11 protein-coding genes and 1 pseudogene are annotated in these 18,072 nt (G+C 59.9%); all 12 read right to left on the bottom strand.

Going from position 1 to position 18,072, the window contains the following annotated elements; all coding sequences use genetic code 11:
- Positions 1-69 precede the first annotated feature (69 nt).
- Positions 70-627 carry a VUT family protein gene (locus tag FCN77_RS05705; RefSeq protein ID WP_137321485.1) on the bottom strand — a complete coding sequence of 186 codons (558 nt, stop codon included), beginning with the start codon at positions 625-627 and terminating at the stop codon, positions 70-72.
- A 188-nt stretch (positions 628-815) separates the two neighbouring features.
- Positions 816-2,846, bottom strand: coding sequence for a protein DpdD (gene dpdD / locus FCN77_RS05700; RefSeq protein ID WP_137321484.1), 2,031 nt, complete (start codon positions 2,844-2,846; stop codon positions 816-818).
- Positions 2,843-3,316 (bottom strand): phospholipase D-like domain-containing protein DpdK, encoded by a 474-nt coding sequence (dpdK, locus tag FCN77_RS05695; protein ID WP_217496236.1) that lies wholly within the window; start codon positions 3,314-3,316, stop codon positions 2,843-2,845. The genes dpdD and dpdK overlap by 4 nt, the downstream gene beginning before the upstream one ends.
- A gap of 44 nt (positions 3,317-3,360) precedes the next feature.
- Positions 3,361-7,758 (bottom strand): protein DpdJ, encoded by a 4,398-nt coding sequence (gene dpdJ / locus FCN77_RS05690; protein ID WP_137321482.1) that lies wholly within the window; start codon positions 7,756-7,758, stop codon positions 3,361-3,363.
- Positions 7,758-8,435, bottom strand: coding sequence for a hypothetical protein (locus FCN77_RS05685; protein ID WP_137321481.1), 678 nt, complete (start codon positions 8,433-8,435; stop codon positions 7,758-7,760). The genes dpdJ and FCN77_RS05685 overlap by 1 nt, the downstream gene beginning before the upstream one ends.
- Complete coding sequence (gene dpdH, locus FCN77_RS05680) at positions 8,425-11,418, bottom strand: protein DpdH (protein WP_137321480.1); 2,994 nt, start codon at positions 11,416-11,418, stop codon at positions 8,425-8,427. The genes FCN77_RS05685 and dpdH overlap by 11 nt, the downstream gene beginning before the upstream one ends.
- An 8-nt stretch (positions 11,419-11,426) precedes the next feature.
- On the bottom strand, positions 11,427-12,260 hold the full coding sequence (locus FCN77_RS05675; protein WP_137321479.1) for a hypothetical protein: 834 nt from the start codon (positions 12,258-12,260) through the stop codon (positions 11,427-11,429).
- Positions 12,260-12,670: a hypothetical protein gene (locus FCN77_RS26650; protein ID WP_254678867.1), complete on the bottom strand. Its 411-nt coding sequence runs from the start codon at positions 12,668-12,670 to the stop codon at positions 12,260-12,262. The genes FCN77_RS05675 and FCN77_RS26650 overlap by 1 nt, the downstream gene beginning before the upstream one ends.
- Positions 12,671-13,318: 648 nt before the next feature.
- A pseudogene (locus tag FCN77_RS26645) lies at positions 13,319-13,480 on the bottom strand (helicase-related protein); the annotation flags it as partial.
- Positions 13,481-13,506: 26 nt separating this feature from the next.
- Positions 13,507-13,839 (bottom strand): hypothetical protein, encoded by a 333-nt coding sequence (locus FCN77_RS05665; protein ID WP_137321478.1) that lies wholly within the window; start codon positions 13,837-13,839, stop codon positions 13,507-13,509.
- A complete protein-coding gene (locus tag FCN77_RS05660; protein ID WP_175417154.1) occupies positions 13,839-14,528 on the bottom strand; it encodes a DEAD/DEAH box helicase in 690 nt (229 codons plus the stop codon). The genes FCN77_RS05665 and FCN77_RS05660 overlap by 1 nt, the downstream gene beginning before the upstream one ends.
- 301 nt (positions 14,529-14,829) lie before the next feature.
- On the bottom strand, positions 14,830-18,048 hold the full coding sequence (dpdE, locus tag FCN77_RS05655) for a protein DpdE (RefSeq protein WP_175417153.1): 3,219 nt from the start codon (positions 18,046-18,048) through the stop codon (positions 14,830-14,832).
- Positions 18,049-18,072 lie beyond the last annotated feature (24 nt).

The following is an 18,072-nucleotide window of genomic DNA, read 5'->3' as shown; positions in this document are numbered from 1 at the left end:
CTCGGACCGTGCTCCCATGCAGATTGAGGGTAATTGGTGCCTAGGCGCTCCGGCACAAATGTCGGCGGTCTAAGCAACGCGAGACTTTCGCCAGGCTCTAAAAACCAACACTGCAGCCACAGCAACTGCTGTCACCACCAACTTCCCGACCATTTGACCCGTAAGAGCGTCTTGCATCGGAAAACCGGCAATTGTCAGGAAGAGAATTGTGTCAACGAATGAGCCGACAACATTTGACCCAACAGCCGCGCGAATGTAGCCCCGCTTCCTAAGTGGCGTATAGACAAGGAGATCGGCGACCTCCGCCGCGAGAAATGCGACGCCAGACGCGAGCGCAATAAATGGGTCGGCCAAGATGAAAGACAATGCTGCACCTGCGGCAATCAGTCCCAGCGTCCATATCTTGCCAGCGGCATCCTGCAGAGCATCGCGCAAAACAAAAGTCAACCCTGCGAAGTACGTACCGGCGGTGGCCATCAACCCAAAGCCAACGGGAACCACGCCGAAACGGGTAGTCACGAAGTTCGCGGCGAGGATGCACGCGAGAAGGCCGACTGCCGTCGCGACACCCACCGACGCCCTGCGCGTGGTGAGGCTTTTGGTGACGGGAAGGGTGGTCTGGGTCATGGCTGTCTCCTATATCCGTGTGGCTGCCGGCGCCACACGTAGACAATACAGCCAGGGGGCGACTTTGACGGAAGTCCTACTGCTGCAGGCGGGCTTTCGCTCCAATGCGGGGTCGTTTGTAGCCTTGGACGACCCCTCGCCACGCGCATCGGCCGGTCTTGAACCTCCCCCTTGCGTCCAACAAAATGCTACGAACTGAAAGCCTGGAGGCCGTCCTCGATCGCGCGCATCATTGACCCGGAACCAGATCCGTCGGCATATCTGATTGGACTCTCCTCACGGGCATTCGCCTGGATGAAAAGGGAAGCTGCATGCGTCGCCTTGCGGGTTGCAAGAACAATGAGTTCCGCGTTGCGAGTGTGGGTACGCAAGGCATCGCCGCCGACTTTGGCGTCGGACACGTGAACCGTAATCGAAGGATGAAGTATGGCAAGAGCGGACTTCGCTCGAGCCAGCACGCCGCTGTCAAGGCTGTACAAGAGAATCGACTTGGGAAGCACCCGCGGTGAATTGTCCGCTGCGAGTGGGTCCGCGCCTCGGACAGTCCAATCCCAACCCAACTCCAAGTCAGCCGTAGCTAGAGCCGCCACGGTGCGAAGCGATTCCGATAGGCGGTGGCGCAGCGAGTGAAGCGGCTCCAACGCACTCGCGACGAACCCTCGGCGGGCCTCGTTGCTGGCCGCGGGCGCGCACACGACGAGATCAGCGATGTCAATCGCCGCTGCCGCTGTGTCGACCGACGACCATCTGCCCTTAAACCCGGCCAAGTCCTGGAGCAATTGCTCATAGGCGGAAGCGTCCGGCGCACCGCGAAGGAAGATGGCAAGCAGAGCGGTAATGGCGCCGAGGTCACTTGGGGTGAGGTGGTCCTCGAGTAGGTGCCGCAAGATGAACTCAGTCGCTGTGCGCCGTGCGGGCTTCGACGGATCGTCCGCATCGATGAAGGCGCCGAGCCCGGTAAACAAACGCTCGGTCAACGAGACATGGAGTTCCTGGATTGCCATTGCGAGTTGGGCGTCGGACTCGCCAGGGGGGGCCCATCTTTCGACGAGTTCCACCGACAGGGGCACGTCGTCACCGTCAGCAATGGAGGCGAGCCATTCGGTCCACGATGCTGGCACAGCCGGCGCGACCGGCAAAGCTTCCATCTCGGCTTCATCGTCAACATCCGCGTTCTGCGCGCCGTCGCCTACAGACTCCGGTTCGAGTTCCGGCTCCGGGTCCAGGTCGAATAGGTCCTCCCTTTCAGTGGCAGGCGCCAAACCACCCTGGACAAGAACTTCCAACTGCTGCCGGGCCTCGGCAGGAACGGCTAGTTCCGACCCAAGCAGTCGGTCAGCGAGTTCAGCGTCACCCCTGACCATAGCGACGACAGCACTCGCAACCCACGCGTCTACCTCGGTAGTGTGGGCCAGCGTTTCATCCACCAGCAATGCGATGTCGACGCCGAAACTACGCAATCCGTCGCCTAGAGACTGCAAATCGCCGGGCACATCCCCGCGCTCGCTGCGGTACCAGGCACCGAGTATTGCTTCACGAACGAGTCGCGGCGGCTCGGCCGAGACAATGGTGCCCAGCAACTGGCTGTTGAGGAGTTCTTGGTCCGCACCGAGTAGGCCCAGCCGCCGCAGCCGGAGAAAAGCAATGTTCTCATGCGACACTCCCCCACTCTGCTCAATGGTTTTGAGGAGTTCGAGGGATGTGAGTGCCTGACCGGAGGCGAGGGAGGTTTCAAAGTCCCTTAGCAGTCGACCGACAGGTCGGGGCAACTGAGTGACGCGGGAGGGCCGCTGCTCCATCGCATTAATCATCCTGCCCAGGGCACGGAACAGCCCCTGGTGCGCTCCGGGATTGGGTGGCCTGAGACGGTAAGTTGTGCCAGATCCAGCGAAGCTGAGTATCGACGCCTCGATGGGATCATCTTTACACAGTTGTGCAACGCGACCGTCGAAGTCGCACCAGTTGTGCTCGACCCACGCGTTCAGAAGTCCCCGCATACGGCCTGCATGACTGCGCGACCAACACACGACATAAACTTCGGCGGCTGGCCAGCCTGCTTCCTTTCGAGGAAGCACAAGCGGCACCTCGCCCTTCTGTGCCAGCGCGCGAAGAAACCGTTTCAAATAGGCTGCAGAGGGATGTAGGGCATCACGATTTGGCCAAACATTGTTCGGCGCGGCGAAGAATGTCTCCAGAAACTGGTCGTCTGAGACGGTCATGCGCTCTTCTCTCCCCAGCGAACGCTGAGTTCCAGTCGGTGCTTTGCAGCCTCGGCCGCGTCAGCGACGAACTCCATGCTTTCCTCATTCACGTTGAGGCCGTTCCACGTGAAATTCATCGATCCTTTCAGCAACCAGTCGTCGCCGACGAGGATCTTTTCGTGAAGGTCCGGGCTCTTTTGGATGCGAAGGCGAGTGGGGACGCACCGCCGTCGTAGGATGTCTAGAAATTGCTCATTGTGCTGATCATCGCGCACGGCCACGTTGATTTGTGCCCCAAGCAGGCTGAGACGACCAAGTACGTGACTAAGCGTGAGTGCACCTCCGCCAGAGTCAGCAATTATGTCGTCGAAGGCACCCATATCGTTTCTAATCACGGGCACGTCGCTTACCCACGCCGATACAAGCCAGAGTTCCTTGCTTGGCCGCACGAGTTCGGACACGAGCACAGTGCTCAACACCTGGGTCATGGTGATGCCGCTACGTGAACGGGTGCGGATTGTCCGGCTTCGTCTCATTGCTTTCCCTCCGCCAGTGCAACGGACGCAACCAGGTTCCGGCCTTGGCGAGCCACTTTCCGGAGTTGGCCGTAGACGCGAAGCGCGCCGACGTCAATTGGCAGGGCAGTCACCATTCTGAGAGCCCGTGCGAGTTGCTCGCGATGCGAGAAATCGGCGGAGAGTCTTACCGCGCCATCACGAGCGATCGCCTCGAGATACTCGATCTCCCAGGCACTAGAGGCCACATCGACAATGACTGATTTGTCGGCGACGACAGCGCTGAGAACGAGTCGCTCACGCAATCGATTCGCGGCGTAAGGCTGCCAGTCGTTCAGGGCCACGTTTCGAGCGCTGGGTCCCCGCAGCCACAGCGCCGCGAATGCTGTATCGGCATTCAAAGGCGCAATGCTCTGCCCGAGCGCTCCGCTCGCGCCGTGAAACGCGATGACGCGAGCGTCGAGTTCGACGCCAATATGCGACTCGATCTCGCCCCACCTCTTGACCAGATAGGCCGTGGCCATGTCCCCAGATGGAGATGAGCCGGGTCGCAACATTCGTGTGGCGATCGTTGACATCAGCAGATGCGACGCTGGGCCATCGTTGTCATCCAGCGTCGCTCGGATCTCGTCAATCGCGTCGTCGAATTCCGCCGAAGACGTTGCGGTCCTATACCGAGAAACCGCAGCCCCAAACCTCGAATCACGGTGAGCGAGTTCGTTCGCCCCCCACTGCATAGCGGCATCAACGTCTTCGTACTCACTCGGACCGCACATCTCCGCAACCACCTCCCAGAAGCGGCGCGGATCAGTAGCGTAGTCGCGCTGCAACTCTTCGAGAAGGCCAAGGCCGCCCAATTCTGTCTCGGAGACGATGATCCGGAAGGTGTCGTTCCGCTCGTCAACCACGACATCGACCACGATGTCCGCGTCCTGGGCATCTGGGACCCGCCGGTGGACGGCAGCCAGAATCGCGGACGCAAAGGTGTCCAGCACAGCGCGCGTAAGCAGGTCTCCCGTCCCCGCTCCCGGGACCGCATCGACGAGGAGTCGCCCGTGCTCATCCAGCACTTCGTGCACGCCGGGTACGTCAGCCAACTGCTCAAGTTCCCTAACACGCTTCATCGCCGCCTCAGGTGCGCCCTCATCAGACCGGTATACCGCGCGGAAGAAGGCGTCTACATGGGCGCGCCAACCAGCGTTCGATGTCTGTCGAAGCGCCAGGTGACGGTCGCCGCCGTCGCTGCCGTTGCGTGCGTAGGCAACTAGGTACAAGTCCGCCAGCGCCTGCCTCACGAAGTAGTTGGCCAGGCCGTCCAGGCGATTGTCTTCTTCGATGCGTGTCTTAAAGGCCAGGGTGCGCCACTGCGGACCGGCGGCAAACTCAGCCAAGTCGAGGCCCCGGACCTCGCTGAGTTCTCCCTCGACGACGAATGCGTCAACTTCGAGTTCGAATCCTAGTGCCGCAGGCGTCCCCTCGTGGCTGTAGCGAGTCGAATGAGGTTGCCGCGTTCCATCGACGTAGAGGACCTCGCCTTCAGAACCGATTGCTAGGCGGCGCACTGTCAACGGGTTTCCTGCAATATGAAGTGCGAATCCGCAGGAGCCAACCAGCGGCGTCCAGGCGGAGGTCTCGGGGAAGTCGACCTCCGAGATTGGACTTTCAGAGAAGACAAATGAACTGCGCCAGACAGGTGTCGCGCTCGATGAATCGCGGATCTCGTTCGGCGGTGACGTCAGCCTGAGCCGGATTGGGCGGACGACCGTGTAAGTCAATCCATCGGACGCCGTCCAGTCGCCTAGATTGTGGCCCTTCGACACTACACTGGCGAGGGGAAGATCGTCCCCCTCAACGGGAAGAGCCATCCAGGATCTGTGCGAGGCGTGTTTGAAGCCGAAACGGCGACTGACCCTCCCTGGCGACGCCTCGCTTAACGCCTGACGGATAGGCATAGTTGCCTCCTCTTCGGGAACCATCGCCGGCGGAAGGTCGAATCCGACGTCGGGACTGTTGAGCGCTTCGAAGAGTGCACCCGTCATGAACTCTGGTAGCGGTGTGCCGCCGGGCGAGTCGACTTGGCCGTCAGCGCTCCTCCATCCTGACTCAATCCGCTTCAGCGCGGTAGGTATGGCGGCAAGCATCAGAGAGCGCGGTTCATCCCACAATATTGCTGTCGAATCGTCCACGCTCACGCGCAGGGATCGCTGAATGAACTCCTGAAGCGACGCCTGTCTTGAGTCATCCCTGAGCAGTGCTTCTAGCTCCCGGATGAGAGGCTGTGACTCGGACGCAGCCTTAGCCCAGTTCGTTGGTGCCGTAAGCAGGGATCGAACGTCAATGTCCAATCGGCGATAGAGCCAGTCGAGCATTGCATGAGTGGCCTGGATCTTCGAAACGAAGCGGTTTCGCGTTGGCAGTGTTCGCGCATCGATCTCAGGGTCAAGCAGCCGCTCATAGGATTGGTAAAGGATCCGATCACGGCCATAGTCCGACAGCACAACCAGCGTGATCGGCCGCATGTCGAGGGATCGGCCAGCCCGGCCGCGACGCTGCACGAACGAAGCCATGTCGCTTGGGGCCTTGTGCTGAACTACGAGGCCAACCCGTGGATCGTTGAACCCGACCTCGAGCGATGCTGTCGCGACGATTACGTCAGCCACAGCATCGACGCCTTTGTCTTGCGAGGACGTCCTGCCGACGCGTAGGCCCCCGGGAAGCCTGCCAAGTTGCTCTGCAGCATCCCAGGATTGGCCGTCTTCGTAGCGTGCAATCGCCTGCGGGTCAGAAGACACCCGCAGATCCGCTAGGCGTGCCCGAGAGTTCGGCCGCCCATTGAAGTAGCCCTCAGCGTCTCTGAAGTTATCGAACAGGCGATTCGTGACGTCGAGATCGTCAGTGAAGACGAAGGCAGATGCGCCGAAGGTTCCCGGCTCTCTGTCGAGCAGTCGCGCTCCGAGCATGACCGATTGGATCGTAGTCGATAGCAGGGCCGCGCCTGAGGCCGGATCTCCGCGCAGCACGATCCCGTACTCTCGACCCATCGAAGCGAGCTCGCTCTCGACCGGACCGATGACCTCAATGTCCGATCGATCCGTCCCGATCAGAGTGGCGAAGTACTCCCCAGCTTCCTTTAGCGTTGCAGACAAACCCACGAATACGGGGGCAGGTGACCCGAACTGTGCATTGGAATAGCGCCAGCGCCGCAACATAAGTGCCACCTGCGCGCCGTGCACACCCGCATAAGTGTGCGCCTCGTCGAGGAGGACAAGTCGAATAGAACTGTTTCCACGCCAGCCCAGCACTCTTCCAAGAAAGCTGCTCGTAGAACTACGGCTGAGCATCTCGGTCGTGCTGAATAAGATATCTGGCGGCGACGCGGCGATTGACCTACGCGTGAGCGCAAGCTCGGCGCCATCAATTACCGACTCACAGGTGGTGCACTTGAGGCGTTCCACTTGCCGACTGCGGTCGAGGTCGTTCCACACAAGATCGCCGCGGCATCCGTCTGTGGGGCATGGGAAATAGGGAGCGATCCAGCCGTCCTCCGACGTCGTCCGCCGCCAGCCTTGCGGGATACGGCCTCCCCGGAAAGCACCCGCGTCACGCGGCGTGGAGGAGTAGAGAAGGCCGATCCTGATCAGGCGGGCACCCTTTGGCAGAACACGGTTCGCTTGTCGGCACTGAATGAGGGCCTCGCGAGCTTGATCTCGGAGCAGTTCGTTTCGGGGATACAACGCGAGCGTGTGCGGGGTATTCGCGGGCGAATTCCGCTTTGAGACGAGATCCAGGAGTGCCGGTAGATAGAAGGCCAAGGTCTTGCCGGAACCAGTTCCGGCGGTCACAATCCGGCCAACCGTCCGTCCGGCCTGCATGGCCGCGATGACACTGACCGCTGCATCGACTTGAAAGCGGGCCAACTGCCTCTCGCCGATGATCTCCTTAGCAACCGCCTCCGAAACAACGCTCCAATCAGACGTGCGCTTGAGTCGACCGATTACGTCCGACGCCGATATTTCTCGCCGCGGGTAGCGACGAGGTGCGACCCGCAGCCGGTAGTCTGCCACGAGTGCTGCGCCTGAACGCCACCATCCGGTTGCGTCCTTGTTATTCGGCACCCAGAGTTGCCGAAGTCGACGGAACAGGCGGAGCCCCTCAGCAAGCCGAGTTCGGTACCGTGGCTGCATCACGCCCTGCACCCTATGCAGAAGACCATCCTCCAGAAGACGATCTAGGTATTCGTCACTAGATGGCCCCTGAGTCCCCAAATGCAGGTCTTGGAGCACCTGACGGTCGAGTACTTCGCGCACTTCGGCCTCGCTCAAGAAGCCGTCGACAATGCCCCAGGAGAGACGAGGAAGTTCGAGGTCCTCTAGCGCCGTGAGTACTTCCGGTACTGTCGTCCACCGGTCGCCCATCACACCTGCCGCCGGACAACGAACTGCGCCTCTATCGACGAATCTGAGCGAAGTGCGGCGATATCAGCGTCGGTCAGTTCCTTGAGCGCGACGCCGTCTGCCGAAGCAAAACGTTCAAGCACTCGGAGGATTGGCCCGCTCAGTTCGATCTCTCCAAGTTCTTCGCCAACGAGTCGAAGAAGACTCTTAAACGCACTGACTTGCTCGACGCTCGGCGGACGGCGCGAACTGGCCCTGAGTTCGCGGATGAAGCCGGCGACGCGAAAACGGTCTTGGTGCGAAAGCGCTGTGGCCTTATGCTCCGGCAGACCATCCAACTCAGATGTAGTCCATTTTACCCAGCGGTCTCGATCATCGGTCCCGAGTTCATCGATCTGTCGCGTAACAATAGTGTTCGCCCGCTGAATACGCTCCGGGGTGGGACGTCCGCGAGCTCCAATGAAGTCGCGAAGGGTCACGAAAACCGAAACGATGTCGGGCTCGAACTCCCGTGGAACGCCTACGCCATCTAGTGCGCGGCGGGTTGCAAGTTCCTGGCCCAACTTTTCCAGCGTGGCCGAGAGCTTATCCGCAGCTAACTTCACACGTTCGAGGTTCTGCTTGTCGCCCTCGCTGTCCTGAGCCAGTTTGGCAAGCTTTTCCAGGCGGTTTGCCCGGGCCAAGAGATCAGCGGACACCCTTTTCGCCTTCCTCTGCTTCGAGAATGCGGGCCCACTTACGTAGTACCGCATCAATATCTTCGTCGACGTCCAGAGCACCGTCTCGCTGTTGTGATTCAGCGGCTGTGAGGCCCGCATCCAGCCACACCGCACTGAATCGAAGATACTCGCGGATGCTCGCCGCATCGCGTGCGTCGATACCGCCGATTGTCAGCGCCAAGGCAAGACCGCTCTTGCCGTCTGCCTCGACGAGAGCCGACTCAAGGCGGGCAACAGAGCTAAAGTTCAGTGTCTTGGCATGTGCATTAGCCCTTTGAACATCGGCGAGTCTCTCCTTGACATACCCCTGGGACTGGCCCGCCTGGGTCGCCGCGATTATGGCGTCGACGGTAGCAGAGTAAGAAACGTCGTCAGGGATGTGATTCCGAACCTCGGCCACAACGCGCCGCCAGTCGGCAATTTGGACGTGAACGCTGGCTTCAAAATTCCTGCGCGCTTTCTCCGCAACTAAGGCCCAATCCGGCATCTCGTCGGGCTCAGGTGGGGCTGTCAGCTTTCGGGCAGCTTCCACAATCTTTCGCGCCCTTGGGTCATCAATCGCATGGACAGCACCTGTTGCACCCTGACTCGATCCAATGGCTGCACGAAACCCCTCAACCGCCATCTTCCGAGTTGCTAGGTATGCACCCTCCGCTTTCGTCCATAAATCCGTGAGCGTCGTGTCGCCCCGCGAGTAATTTTGCCCACCCCACAATGCGGCAGCGACATAATCGCTGGCCTTCGGCTTGGTCGGTAGTTGCCCGCAAAGCGCCGCACCTGAGATCAATGATGCGGCGGCCGCTACCAACTTGTCGTCCGAGAAATCGCTGGCTGCAATCACTCGTCCCGTTAGTTCTCCTCGATGCCGGTCAGCCAACTCGCGAAGCCGCAGGAGGCCCTCCGGAGCCGACGCCGGGTTGTCTTGGAACTGCAGGAGCGTTTGAAAGAGAAGCGCATTGCCCGGCGTTCGAGCAAACCGCACGATCGGTTCGACGACGGCTGCGCGGCCCTCCCGGCTGTCCTCGATTGACACAGTTCGAGAGATCTGCGCCTTGTCAGGCACAGCCTTCGCCAGGATCGGAGCACTCGGGTCCTTCATGATCGGTTCCGACCAGTCAAGTCCAGCGACCATCGCCTGACGAACGATGCTACGTATCTCTCGGGCAACAGCCTGCGGCAGCGGACTGCCCTTCGACCAGTTGTCCACGTCCTCGAGTTGCCTGCGGACCGTAGCAGAGATTGGCGAAACGGATTCCCCCGGCGTTGTCGGGATTGGGGCAGGCTTCGGCTCGACCGCGTCGTCTGCCTCAAGGTCCGCGGATGGAAGCGAGAAGGCCGCATAGATACCCGGGTTGACATTTTGGGAGACGTCTCCCCAGAACTGGAATACAACGAGATACCTAGTCTGTTCAGGCCCCTCGTATCGTTCGTCAAGGGCTCGCCGAAGACTCAGGGGCAGATCGGGCAGGCGGTTCGCAGGCGACTCACTTCTGTCGCGTGCTCGGTCGTGTCGCAGAAACTCGGGAGACGGGAACCGACCCTCTCGAATGGCGCTGGCCTCGTTCGCGAGCACAGGACGAACCATCTTCGATAACACCGTGCGCGGGTTAAACAGGTCTCGACGCATTGGATCCGCCGTGATTTTTATAGCACGACGCAGCGCCGGTTCGTTATACGGATACAGGCCGAAACCGTCCTTAGTCGCTCCAAAAGTGGCATGACATTCATCGCGGAATTGGCAACCTTCACAAGCATTAACTGAGACAGCGCTGGCTTCAATCTTCGCTTTCCCCAGCCTGGCTGCATTGAGGTAGCGCCCCACGAAGCCAACGAGTTGCGTACCGTCATCTTCGGCGTCGTCGATCCTCACATCCACGTAGTAGACAGGCGAACTTGCTTCAGCACGAGTACGGAATGTGTCATCCAACTTGTCGTAGTAACCAGACGTTACGGCCATCATCGTTCGGACAGTTGCGTATTTCTCCACCCCTGCGACGGTGCCGACCTCGATGATCGCGTCGAGCAGGTCACGCTTGATGCCCTGAATGATCGCAAAGTCCTCGACAAGCAGAATGATCTCCTGGCCGACGAGCTTTTCACGAAGCGTCATGAACGCGCGCTGAACAGTCCCCACTCCCAGATCCGCAGCCCGCATCACCGCCACGTCGAGGTGCTCATTGAGCATGTCAATCGCCGCACTTTGTAGCTTCGTGTCCGCACTGAGACGCTTGAACATCAAGCGCGCTGCCGAACCAGCGTCGCGAATATTGCCGTGGTCGGCTATCGAGAGCGGGAGATCATCTACCGTAAACTCAGTTGGGACGTCTTCCTCATTGTCACCCCGCCCGCGAAGGGCGTGCGCCGCTCGACTGGGCACAAAGGCCCCGGGTCGAAGAAGGTACTCGCGGAACATCGGGTCATGGAGGAGGACATAGAGACCCCGCTCGCCTACGAGAACCTTCGATAGGAAATTATCCGCTGCCGCCTCGCGGATAGATTCAGCCAGTTCGTCGAGAAGTCGTCGCCCGAGCTTCTCAGGGTCGACTGACTCCCTCAAGCCACCTAGTTGGCTCCGGATTTCATCAAACTCCTCACCAGTCTCCTTCTGAACGAGTTCCTCAATGACGTCCCGCAGGCTGGTACGCGTTTTGGGAAGGTAGATAATTCGCCTACGCCCTGGGATTGGTTGGATGCGGGCCTCCGCCCACCGGACGAGGTGCGACTTCCCGGAACCCGATTGCCCCAACACAGGCGTGACTCGGATGCCTTCCTTGGGTGTGCTGTTGAGGAACTCGTCGAGGAACTCCTCCTCACTGATTGACTCACCCAATTCGCCCAGGCCGGCCTTGCGAATCCTCAAGGGAGTGTGCGTGGCGAGGAGTACCGGCTTCGAGGGGCTGGCAGCCTCAGTCGGAATGGTGTTGGCGACGTCCTCCGGTCGCCAACACACTACCTGATTCATACGGGGGGTCATAAGTTTCCTACCTCGATGGTCACGTGCGTAAACAAAGCATCGTCCGCGGCGCCCGCCCCCGCCGGGAGCCGCACCAAGGATCTGGAGTCCGACCGGTTCTCAAATTTGAGCCTCCCACTAGCTTGAAGTGCCCGGAAGGCATACGCCATTGAGGTTGGGGCGGAGTCCGCCTGATTCGTATCAACCTGAACGAACGCGGGAATCTCTGCCTGAACATGCCTCACCAGTTGGCGCGCTTCGATGGACGTGCCGGTAACTACCTCACTGCCCTTAGGATTGACGATTGCATCCTCCACTGCCGGGGTGGGGTCAACAGCAAGACCACCCCCTTCGAGCGGCCATTCACGACCCAACCCCAAAAATGTGGCCCAGTACCGGAACGTGTTCCATCGAGTGTCGTTGACGAAGAAACCCCCGAGTTCCTTGTCGGCTCGGAGCCGGTCGTAAGCATCTAGTGGCGACTGCGACAGTAACCATACGACCGCCCTATTCAGGTCCTGCGGCATCGGCTCCTCCGTCACAGCCGCGCCGAGCACGCAATCACGCAGGTTCCGCGTAAATGATTGCAGCGAAGCGTGGCCTGGCGCGGACAGCGTCCGCCCATCCCCTTCTGTGCCTTCATCGATATCGACCAGTCCAAACTTGACCAGCGCATCGACCGCCCGCTCCGTGTGGGCACCCTTTCCTGGCGTCTCCTCCCTCATAGTGGGCGGGCACACAGCGTCCTCAAGTTCCCGCCGAGTGAGGCCTGGAGTTGCTTGAAGCGCGCGGTAAGCCACCCACATCGTTCGCGGCAGAATCGGGACGGGGCTGATGTTGAGTAATTCCACTACAACTCCTTCAGAAGGGCACCGGCGTCGACCACCGCGTCCTGCAGTTGGGCAAACATCCATTCGGGACGTGTTGGGTCTTCGAGATCTTGGGAACCGATAAGGTACGTCGGCAAACCGAGTTCGATCCGCTGCACCGCGAGATCGGGGATCCCGTCGCTGAGCACAAACACGATGCTGTCTTCGTGATACCAGGCCAGAGGCCAAACATCTAAACCATCATCATCGATGATGATTGGCCGACTTCCGGCCGCTGTTTGGAGGCGCAGTCCGACCTGCGGAGTGATGCCGTGGAAAACCTCGACACCAACGCCTGCCAACCTTCTCAAAAGAGCAAAGGGATCGTCTCCCGCGGAGAGCGTGATGAATAGCGCCGATGACGTGCCCCTCCATCGCCGTAGCGGATCCACTGGTGCGCGACGCCTTGGAAGACGTGGGTAACCGAACTCGTCACCAGCTATGCCTGTGGCGGTGTCTGGGTTCGAGCGACATGCAGCGCAACTTCTGCAGACCGGATAAGTGGTCAGACGACCACCATCAACGGTTCGGACTTCGTAGTGCGCTGCGAGGATTCGTCCGACGCACTGCCTGCCAGCGATCAGTTCAGACACAGCCTCAAGAGAGGCGTCCGACTCAACTCGCGCGCGAACGCGCTCCACTTCCACAGCGTCAGTCCAACCCTCGCGAGATAGTAGTGCGCCATTGACTAACTCGAATTCAATGAGGTCATGGGCCCGTTCGAGAAATGTATCTCGCAGAGCTTGAATCTGCTCAGGAGCCACGGCTTCTGGGGGGCGCCAACTTGGAGTTCGAAGTTTTATGATTCCTGCTTGTGCCATCAAGGTCAGGGTTCGAATGTTCCACTGCGCACTCTGCCCATACCCACGATCCATGTACGTGGGCAACGTGCTCTTTCGGACTCGGAAGCGAAGGTCGCTAGCCCCCTCAACCTTCTCTACGGTTTCCTGAAGTGCTTTCCAACGAGTCCATCCTTTATCCGGACCAATGAAAGTTGCGCCTGCGAGGTTCGCCGCTACACGGCGGTCATGAGGCCCAGGGTAGAGAACCGCCACGGTCGCTCGCCCGTCTCGTCCGGCGCGCCCTACTTCTTGGTAATACCTGTCAACGGACTCAGGCATGCAGGCATGCACAATAGTCCGCACATTAGGAACATCTACGCCGAGTCCGAACGCCGAAGTCCCCACGATCACGTCAAATTGGGTCGGGGCAATCGCACCGTTAGTCCCTAGCCCCTCCAGCGCTCTACGGCCGTTTGACGATCCTCATCGGAGGACTTACCGGTCACGACGCCGACGCGAAGCATGCCGCGCGATCTAAGGCAGGCGGCCCAATCATTGGCGTCGCTGACAGTGGTTGTATAAAGGATCAGCGGCTTTGGGAGCAGTGACACCGCGTCGATGATGGCCTCTCGCCTCACGTCGTGATCGTCGAACTGATGCGCGAAGTACGCCGGTTCCGTGCGTAACGCTGAGCCCCACAGAAGGTCGATTTCCGAGTTGTCGAACGAGAAAAGGTGTGTCAACTTATCCACCTGCCTCTGTGCGATCGTGGCGCTCATCAGGAGGATCGAAGGCTTACGGTCAGTTGGTGCAACCTCGTAAGCTTCGCGAGCCAGGCCCGGCAAGACCTGAAACTCGGGTCTAAAGTCGTCCCCCACTGATCGACCAAATGCGCTTCATCAACGACTATCTGCTGCAGCAGGCCCGACTTTGCGCAATCAAGGACAGCGCCGCTGAGGCCCGAAACGAACGCCTCCGGACTCGTGTAGAGAATTCGCTGCGTTCCATCACGGATCCCTTGCCTTAGCCCTCGCTTTACATCACCGTCAAGACCTCCGGTATAGGCATAGCGGTCGACTGGGCTTAATTGCTTGTTCTTGGTCTGCGCCTGCTCACGCGTCCTCCGTTCCATGTCGAGCGCAAGCACGACAGTAGGAACGATCACGACCGTCACTCCTTCCGAACTGAGGAACGACTTGGACCATGCCACTGCGGTCTTTCCCCGACCGGTCGGTAGCGAGATGATCAATGGTGTGCCGTCGTTGGTGACGGCTGCGCGGGCTGCCTGCTGCTGTGCGACACCACGGTATGTCGAGTACTTGTGGGCCGCCGCCCAGAATGGGTCGGCCGGGATGCTCGATGGACCCGGTATCACCTCATGCCTAAACACTTCGGCGACTCGTGTCTGCGCGATCGCCGGCGCGGTATCGCTTTCCCCGACACTCGGCTCCCAGGTCCTGGCCGACACTCGGAAGCGACCTTGCCCAATTGTGAACGCCTGACAATGCAAATCCTGCCACTGGTCTGCAGTTGGCCAGGGTTCGGCGCTAGGCACCACAAGTTCAGGTGATCCTTCGAAGGAGAATCGGTCGACAAGAAGAACCTGGCGAATCAGGGTGGCAATATCCCTCCAACCGGCCCCCGGCCGTTCGTGTTCGAAAGTCGATAGCGCGTCGATGAGTCTGCGGCACGCGTCTCCGACGGGTGACACTTGGACGCCGGCATCCGGCCACACTTTGATAGCGGACTGAGCCGATGGCAGGTCTGTGCTATACAAACTGCTGCCATCCCTCTGAAGCGCGCACAAGGCACGTCACGGCGACAGTACGCACAACGGGGTTTTCCACACCGGCTTGAACGGCGTGCCCGATTGCAATGTCGAACTCCAGCGAATCTGGATCCGCCACCATCCCAATTGTGGCCGAGCGTGCGCGGCTGCGGGCAATGGTAACGTCAGTTTCCGCGGCAACTCGGGCTGATGCGCGAGCGCACGCCTCCTGCAAAGCAGTCGTAGTTAGAAGCCCGGCGTGCGCCGCCTTCGCCGCCGCTGTTGCCACTAAGGAGATGTTTCCGGCGCCGACAACATTGTGAAGAGCATCGATTCGTGCTGGATTCATGTTCTTGTCGCGTGTCTCGTTGAATGGCGCGTTGAGAAATCGCAAGTCGCCCTCTGCCTCGACCATCGCCGTCGAACTCGTGTCGATCCACACCCGCCGCTCGAACGGAGCCAGCGCCCAATCGCACCGGCGCATGGCCGTAGCAAGATGCCCGCGGTCGCCCCCGAGCATCTGCATAAGGGGCTCGGGATCCGCCTCGACTTGGAAATCGAAGGCAAAGTAGACGACGGCATCGTACTGCCATCGGGGATCGACTCGCCAAAATGCACTAGCCTGGCCACGATCATCAAGTTCCAGAACTCGTTCCACTCCATCGATGAACGGATTACCCCGGCGAAAGAGCCGTTTTCCCGGCACCAATCGCCAGCGATCGAATGCCCCAATGCGGGACTTCTCCCCCACGGCTAAGAAGTTGGCGAGCCGAGGACTAAGGAGCGGCTCATGCCTGTCGTGGACTGAAAATCGGACGCTGCCATCCCAAGGACGCTCCTCGAGTCGGAATCCCTCTACGAGTAAGTTTCCAAACGCCTTAGCAATATTTGCGTGACGCTCGTCGTACCTCGAGATGGCTTCAGCTAGGGATCCGAGTTCCTCCGTCGCCTCCCAACTGGATTCAAGCGCATCAAGCTCGTTGATTCGGCGAGTCTCTGCGGTAATAGCCTCACTCGTCGAGTCCGCAAGCGATTCAAACTCCTCGACGCCTCCTGTAACCAATGCTTCCCAGGCCGCCGATGCCAACGGACCAATAACTTCTTGTTCCGCAGAAATGGACCGCTCGAACACTTTGAATCCTCGACTCAGTAAACGAGCCCAAGTCGCCAGCACTCCATAGGAGTCGCTGTCGGTCGCGACGAATCCATGAGCCACCGCGTTGCGTCCGTACCGGTCAACCCGACCGATGCGCTGCTCAAGCTCGTTCGGATTCCACGGAAGCCGAGCGTGCACAATCAAGGTCGCGTCCTGCAGGTTGCGCCCGACATCACCGGACTCGTCCACTACCAGAACGCCGCCACGCCGCCGCCACTCTTGAACGGAGTCCTCCCTTTCCGTGTCGGACTGGCCGACGAGGTGAGCAAAAGCTGAACCTCGGCCGCGTATCGACTTCTGGAGTGTGGCAACCAATTCCTTCGCGAACGAGCCGCGACCGCAGAAGGCAACAACCCTCTGACCAGGGGCAGACCGATCCACGATAGCGTCCGCGAGCGCCAGAACAGCATCCTCGGCGGTGGATTCCGCTAGGTCTACGAGGTCGCGTTCAAACGGCATCGTTGGCGCCAAGTTAAGGATTGCTAGTTCCTCCCCGGAGAGCGACGGTGGCGGGGCCTGCAGGCCTGATCGGCAATGCAGTATCTGGATGAGATCACGCATCGGACCACCGAGCCGAGAAACGAGCACACCAGCTACAGCGGCGTACGAGCGTGCATCCAACGCGTTGTCGAGCACATGTGAACTGCACTCCGAGAGCCAGTCGTCAACCAGGGCCGCTGTGCTGTCCAACTCTTCAGAACGGAGCCGAACAAGCCGCGGCTTGGTCCTTCCAGTGAGCGAGAACGGCGTCATTACACCTTCATCGTCGAGTCGCTGTTGCAGAACATTATGGCGCCTGTTCCTGATGACGCGCTGATGCAAGCGATAAGTCTCGGACACATGCGCCCTGAGAGCCGCAACCCGACGGTTAAGCAACCCGGCATCCACGGGACTCAAGTCGAAAGAGGACATCACCTCTTCTATTCGCTGATTAAGGAGTTCATCGTGAGGAACCAGCGCCTGAACTTCCTCAAGTTGGTGCTGAAGATACTCAGGATTCTCGGGATCGGGCGCCTCATCGAGCAAGTAGATCGCATAGGAGAGTTCGCGTCGTGCCGCAAGTAACGACTCGAATTCCGCCCGACGCCCCCAGGAGAAGAGTTCGCCATCGAGCAGATGCAGCAGGGCTAGATGGGTAGTGCTTTCCTGAGTGAACGGCGTCGCGGAGAGCAAAAGCAGCCGAGTCGCGCTGTGTGCGAGCGAAGTCAGCAACATGTACGTCGGCTCATCAGGTGATGTGACCTTGCCAAGAAGATGCGCTTCGTCCACGACCAACAGGTCGACGGTCCCCAGGCATTTCCAACCCGGAGTATCGGAGTGGCCAACAACTCTCACGCGTCTGCCGAAATCGCCGATGTAGAACTTGTCGCGAAGTTCGGCTCGCCACTGTTCGACGAGAGCATCAGGACAGATGATGCCGACTTTGCGCCTCGGATCGTCGATGAGTGTCTGGCGTATGACGAATCCGGCCTCGATCGTCTTTCCCATACCGACCTCATCTGCAAGCAGATAACGCTGGATCGGATCGTGGAGGACTCGGAAGGCGGCCGCTACCTGGTGAGGGTGCATCTGTACGCCAGAAGACGAAATACCAGTCGCGGACGCACTCGAGGCCCGGTCTTGGAGGAGCAACCTGCGGACAGGTTGACGTGCATCGCGAAATCGTGGTGTCTCGTTGCCGCCGGCGAGCAAGATCTGAAGCGGATCTCGTGGTGGCTTGTCCCAGCGGACTCGGATGCGCGAGACCTCAACGATCGTGTCCTGAATCGTATTGGGCAGACGCACGAAGTACTGAACACCGCCCTGCGCGTCGGTAGTCGGAGCCACCACGCGGCCTGCGCGCCACTTATGATCCTCATCCTGGAAGAAGACACGGCTCTCGCGCCCAAGGAGGACGCCCTCCAGTGCGTTCAGAGAGACAGTCGTTACACCTACCGAAGGCTCCGACACCGACTCGAAGAACTCCACGGTTGCTACATCATGGCCGAGTTCAACCATTCTGCCGATGCCGGGCGCTCCGATGTATGTAACAAGGTCGCCGATGGAAAGCCTGTCTGTACTCAAACGCACACCCCGTGGCCGCATGCC

This window comes from Arthrobacter sp. 24S4-2, from assembly GCF_005280255.1.
Classification (GTDB): Bacteria; Actinomycetota; Actinomycetes; order Actinomycetales; family Micrococcaceae; genus Arthrobacter.
This window is presented reverse-complemented; position numbering and strand designations above follow the sequence as displayed.

Bases quoted from the DNA above. Each gene is read 5' to 3' on its own strand.
- FCN77_RS05705 (WP_137321485.1), bottom strand. From the start codon at position 627: ATGACCCAGACCACCCTTCCCGTCACCAAAAGCCTCACCACGCGCAGG.
- dpdD (WP_137321484.1), bottom strand. From the start codon at position 2,846: ATGACCGTCTCAGACGACCAGTTTCTGGAGACATTCTTCGCCGCGCCG.
- dpdK (WP_217496236.1), bottom strand. From the start codon at position 3,316: ATGACCCAGGTGTTGAGCACTGTGCTCGTGTCCGAACTCGTGCGGCCA.
- dpdJ (WP_137321482.1), bottom strand. From the start codon at position 7,758: ATGGGCGACCGGTGGACGACAGTACCGGAAGTACTCACGGCGCTAGAG.
- dpdH (WP_137321480.1), bottom strand. From the start codon at position 11,418: ATGAATCAGGTAGTGTGTTGGCGACCGGAGGACGTCGCCAACACCATT.
- FCN77_RS05665 (WP_137321478.1), bottom strand. From the start codon at position 13,839: ATGAGCGCCACGATCGCACAGAGGCAGGTGGATAAGTTGACACACCTT.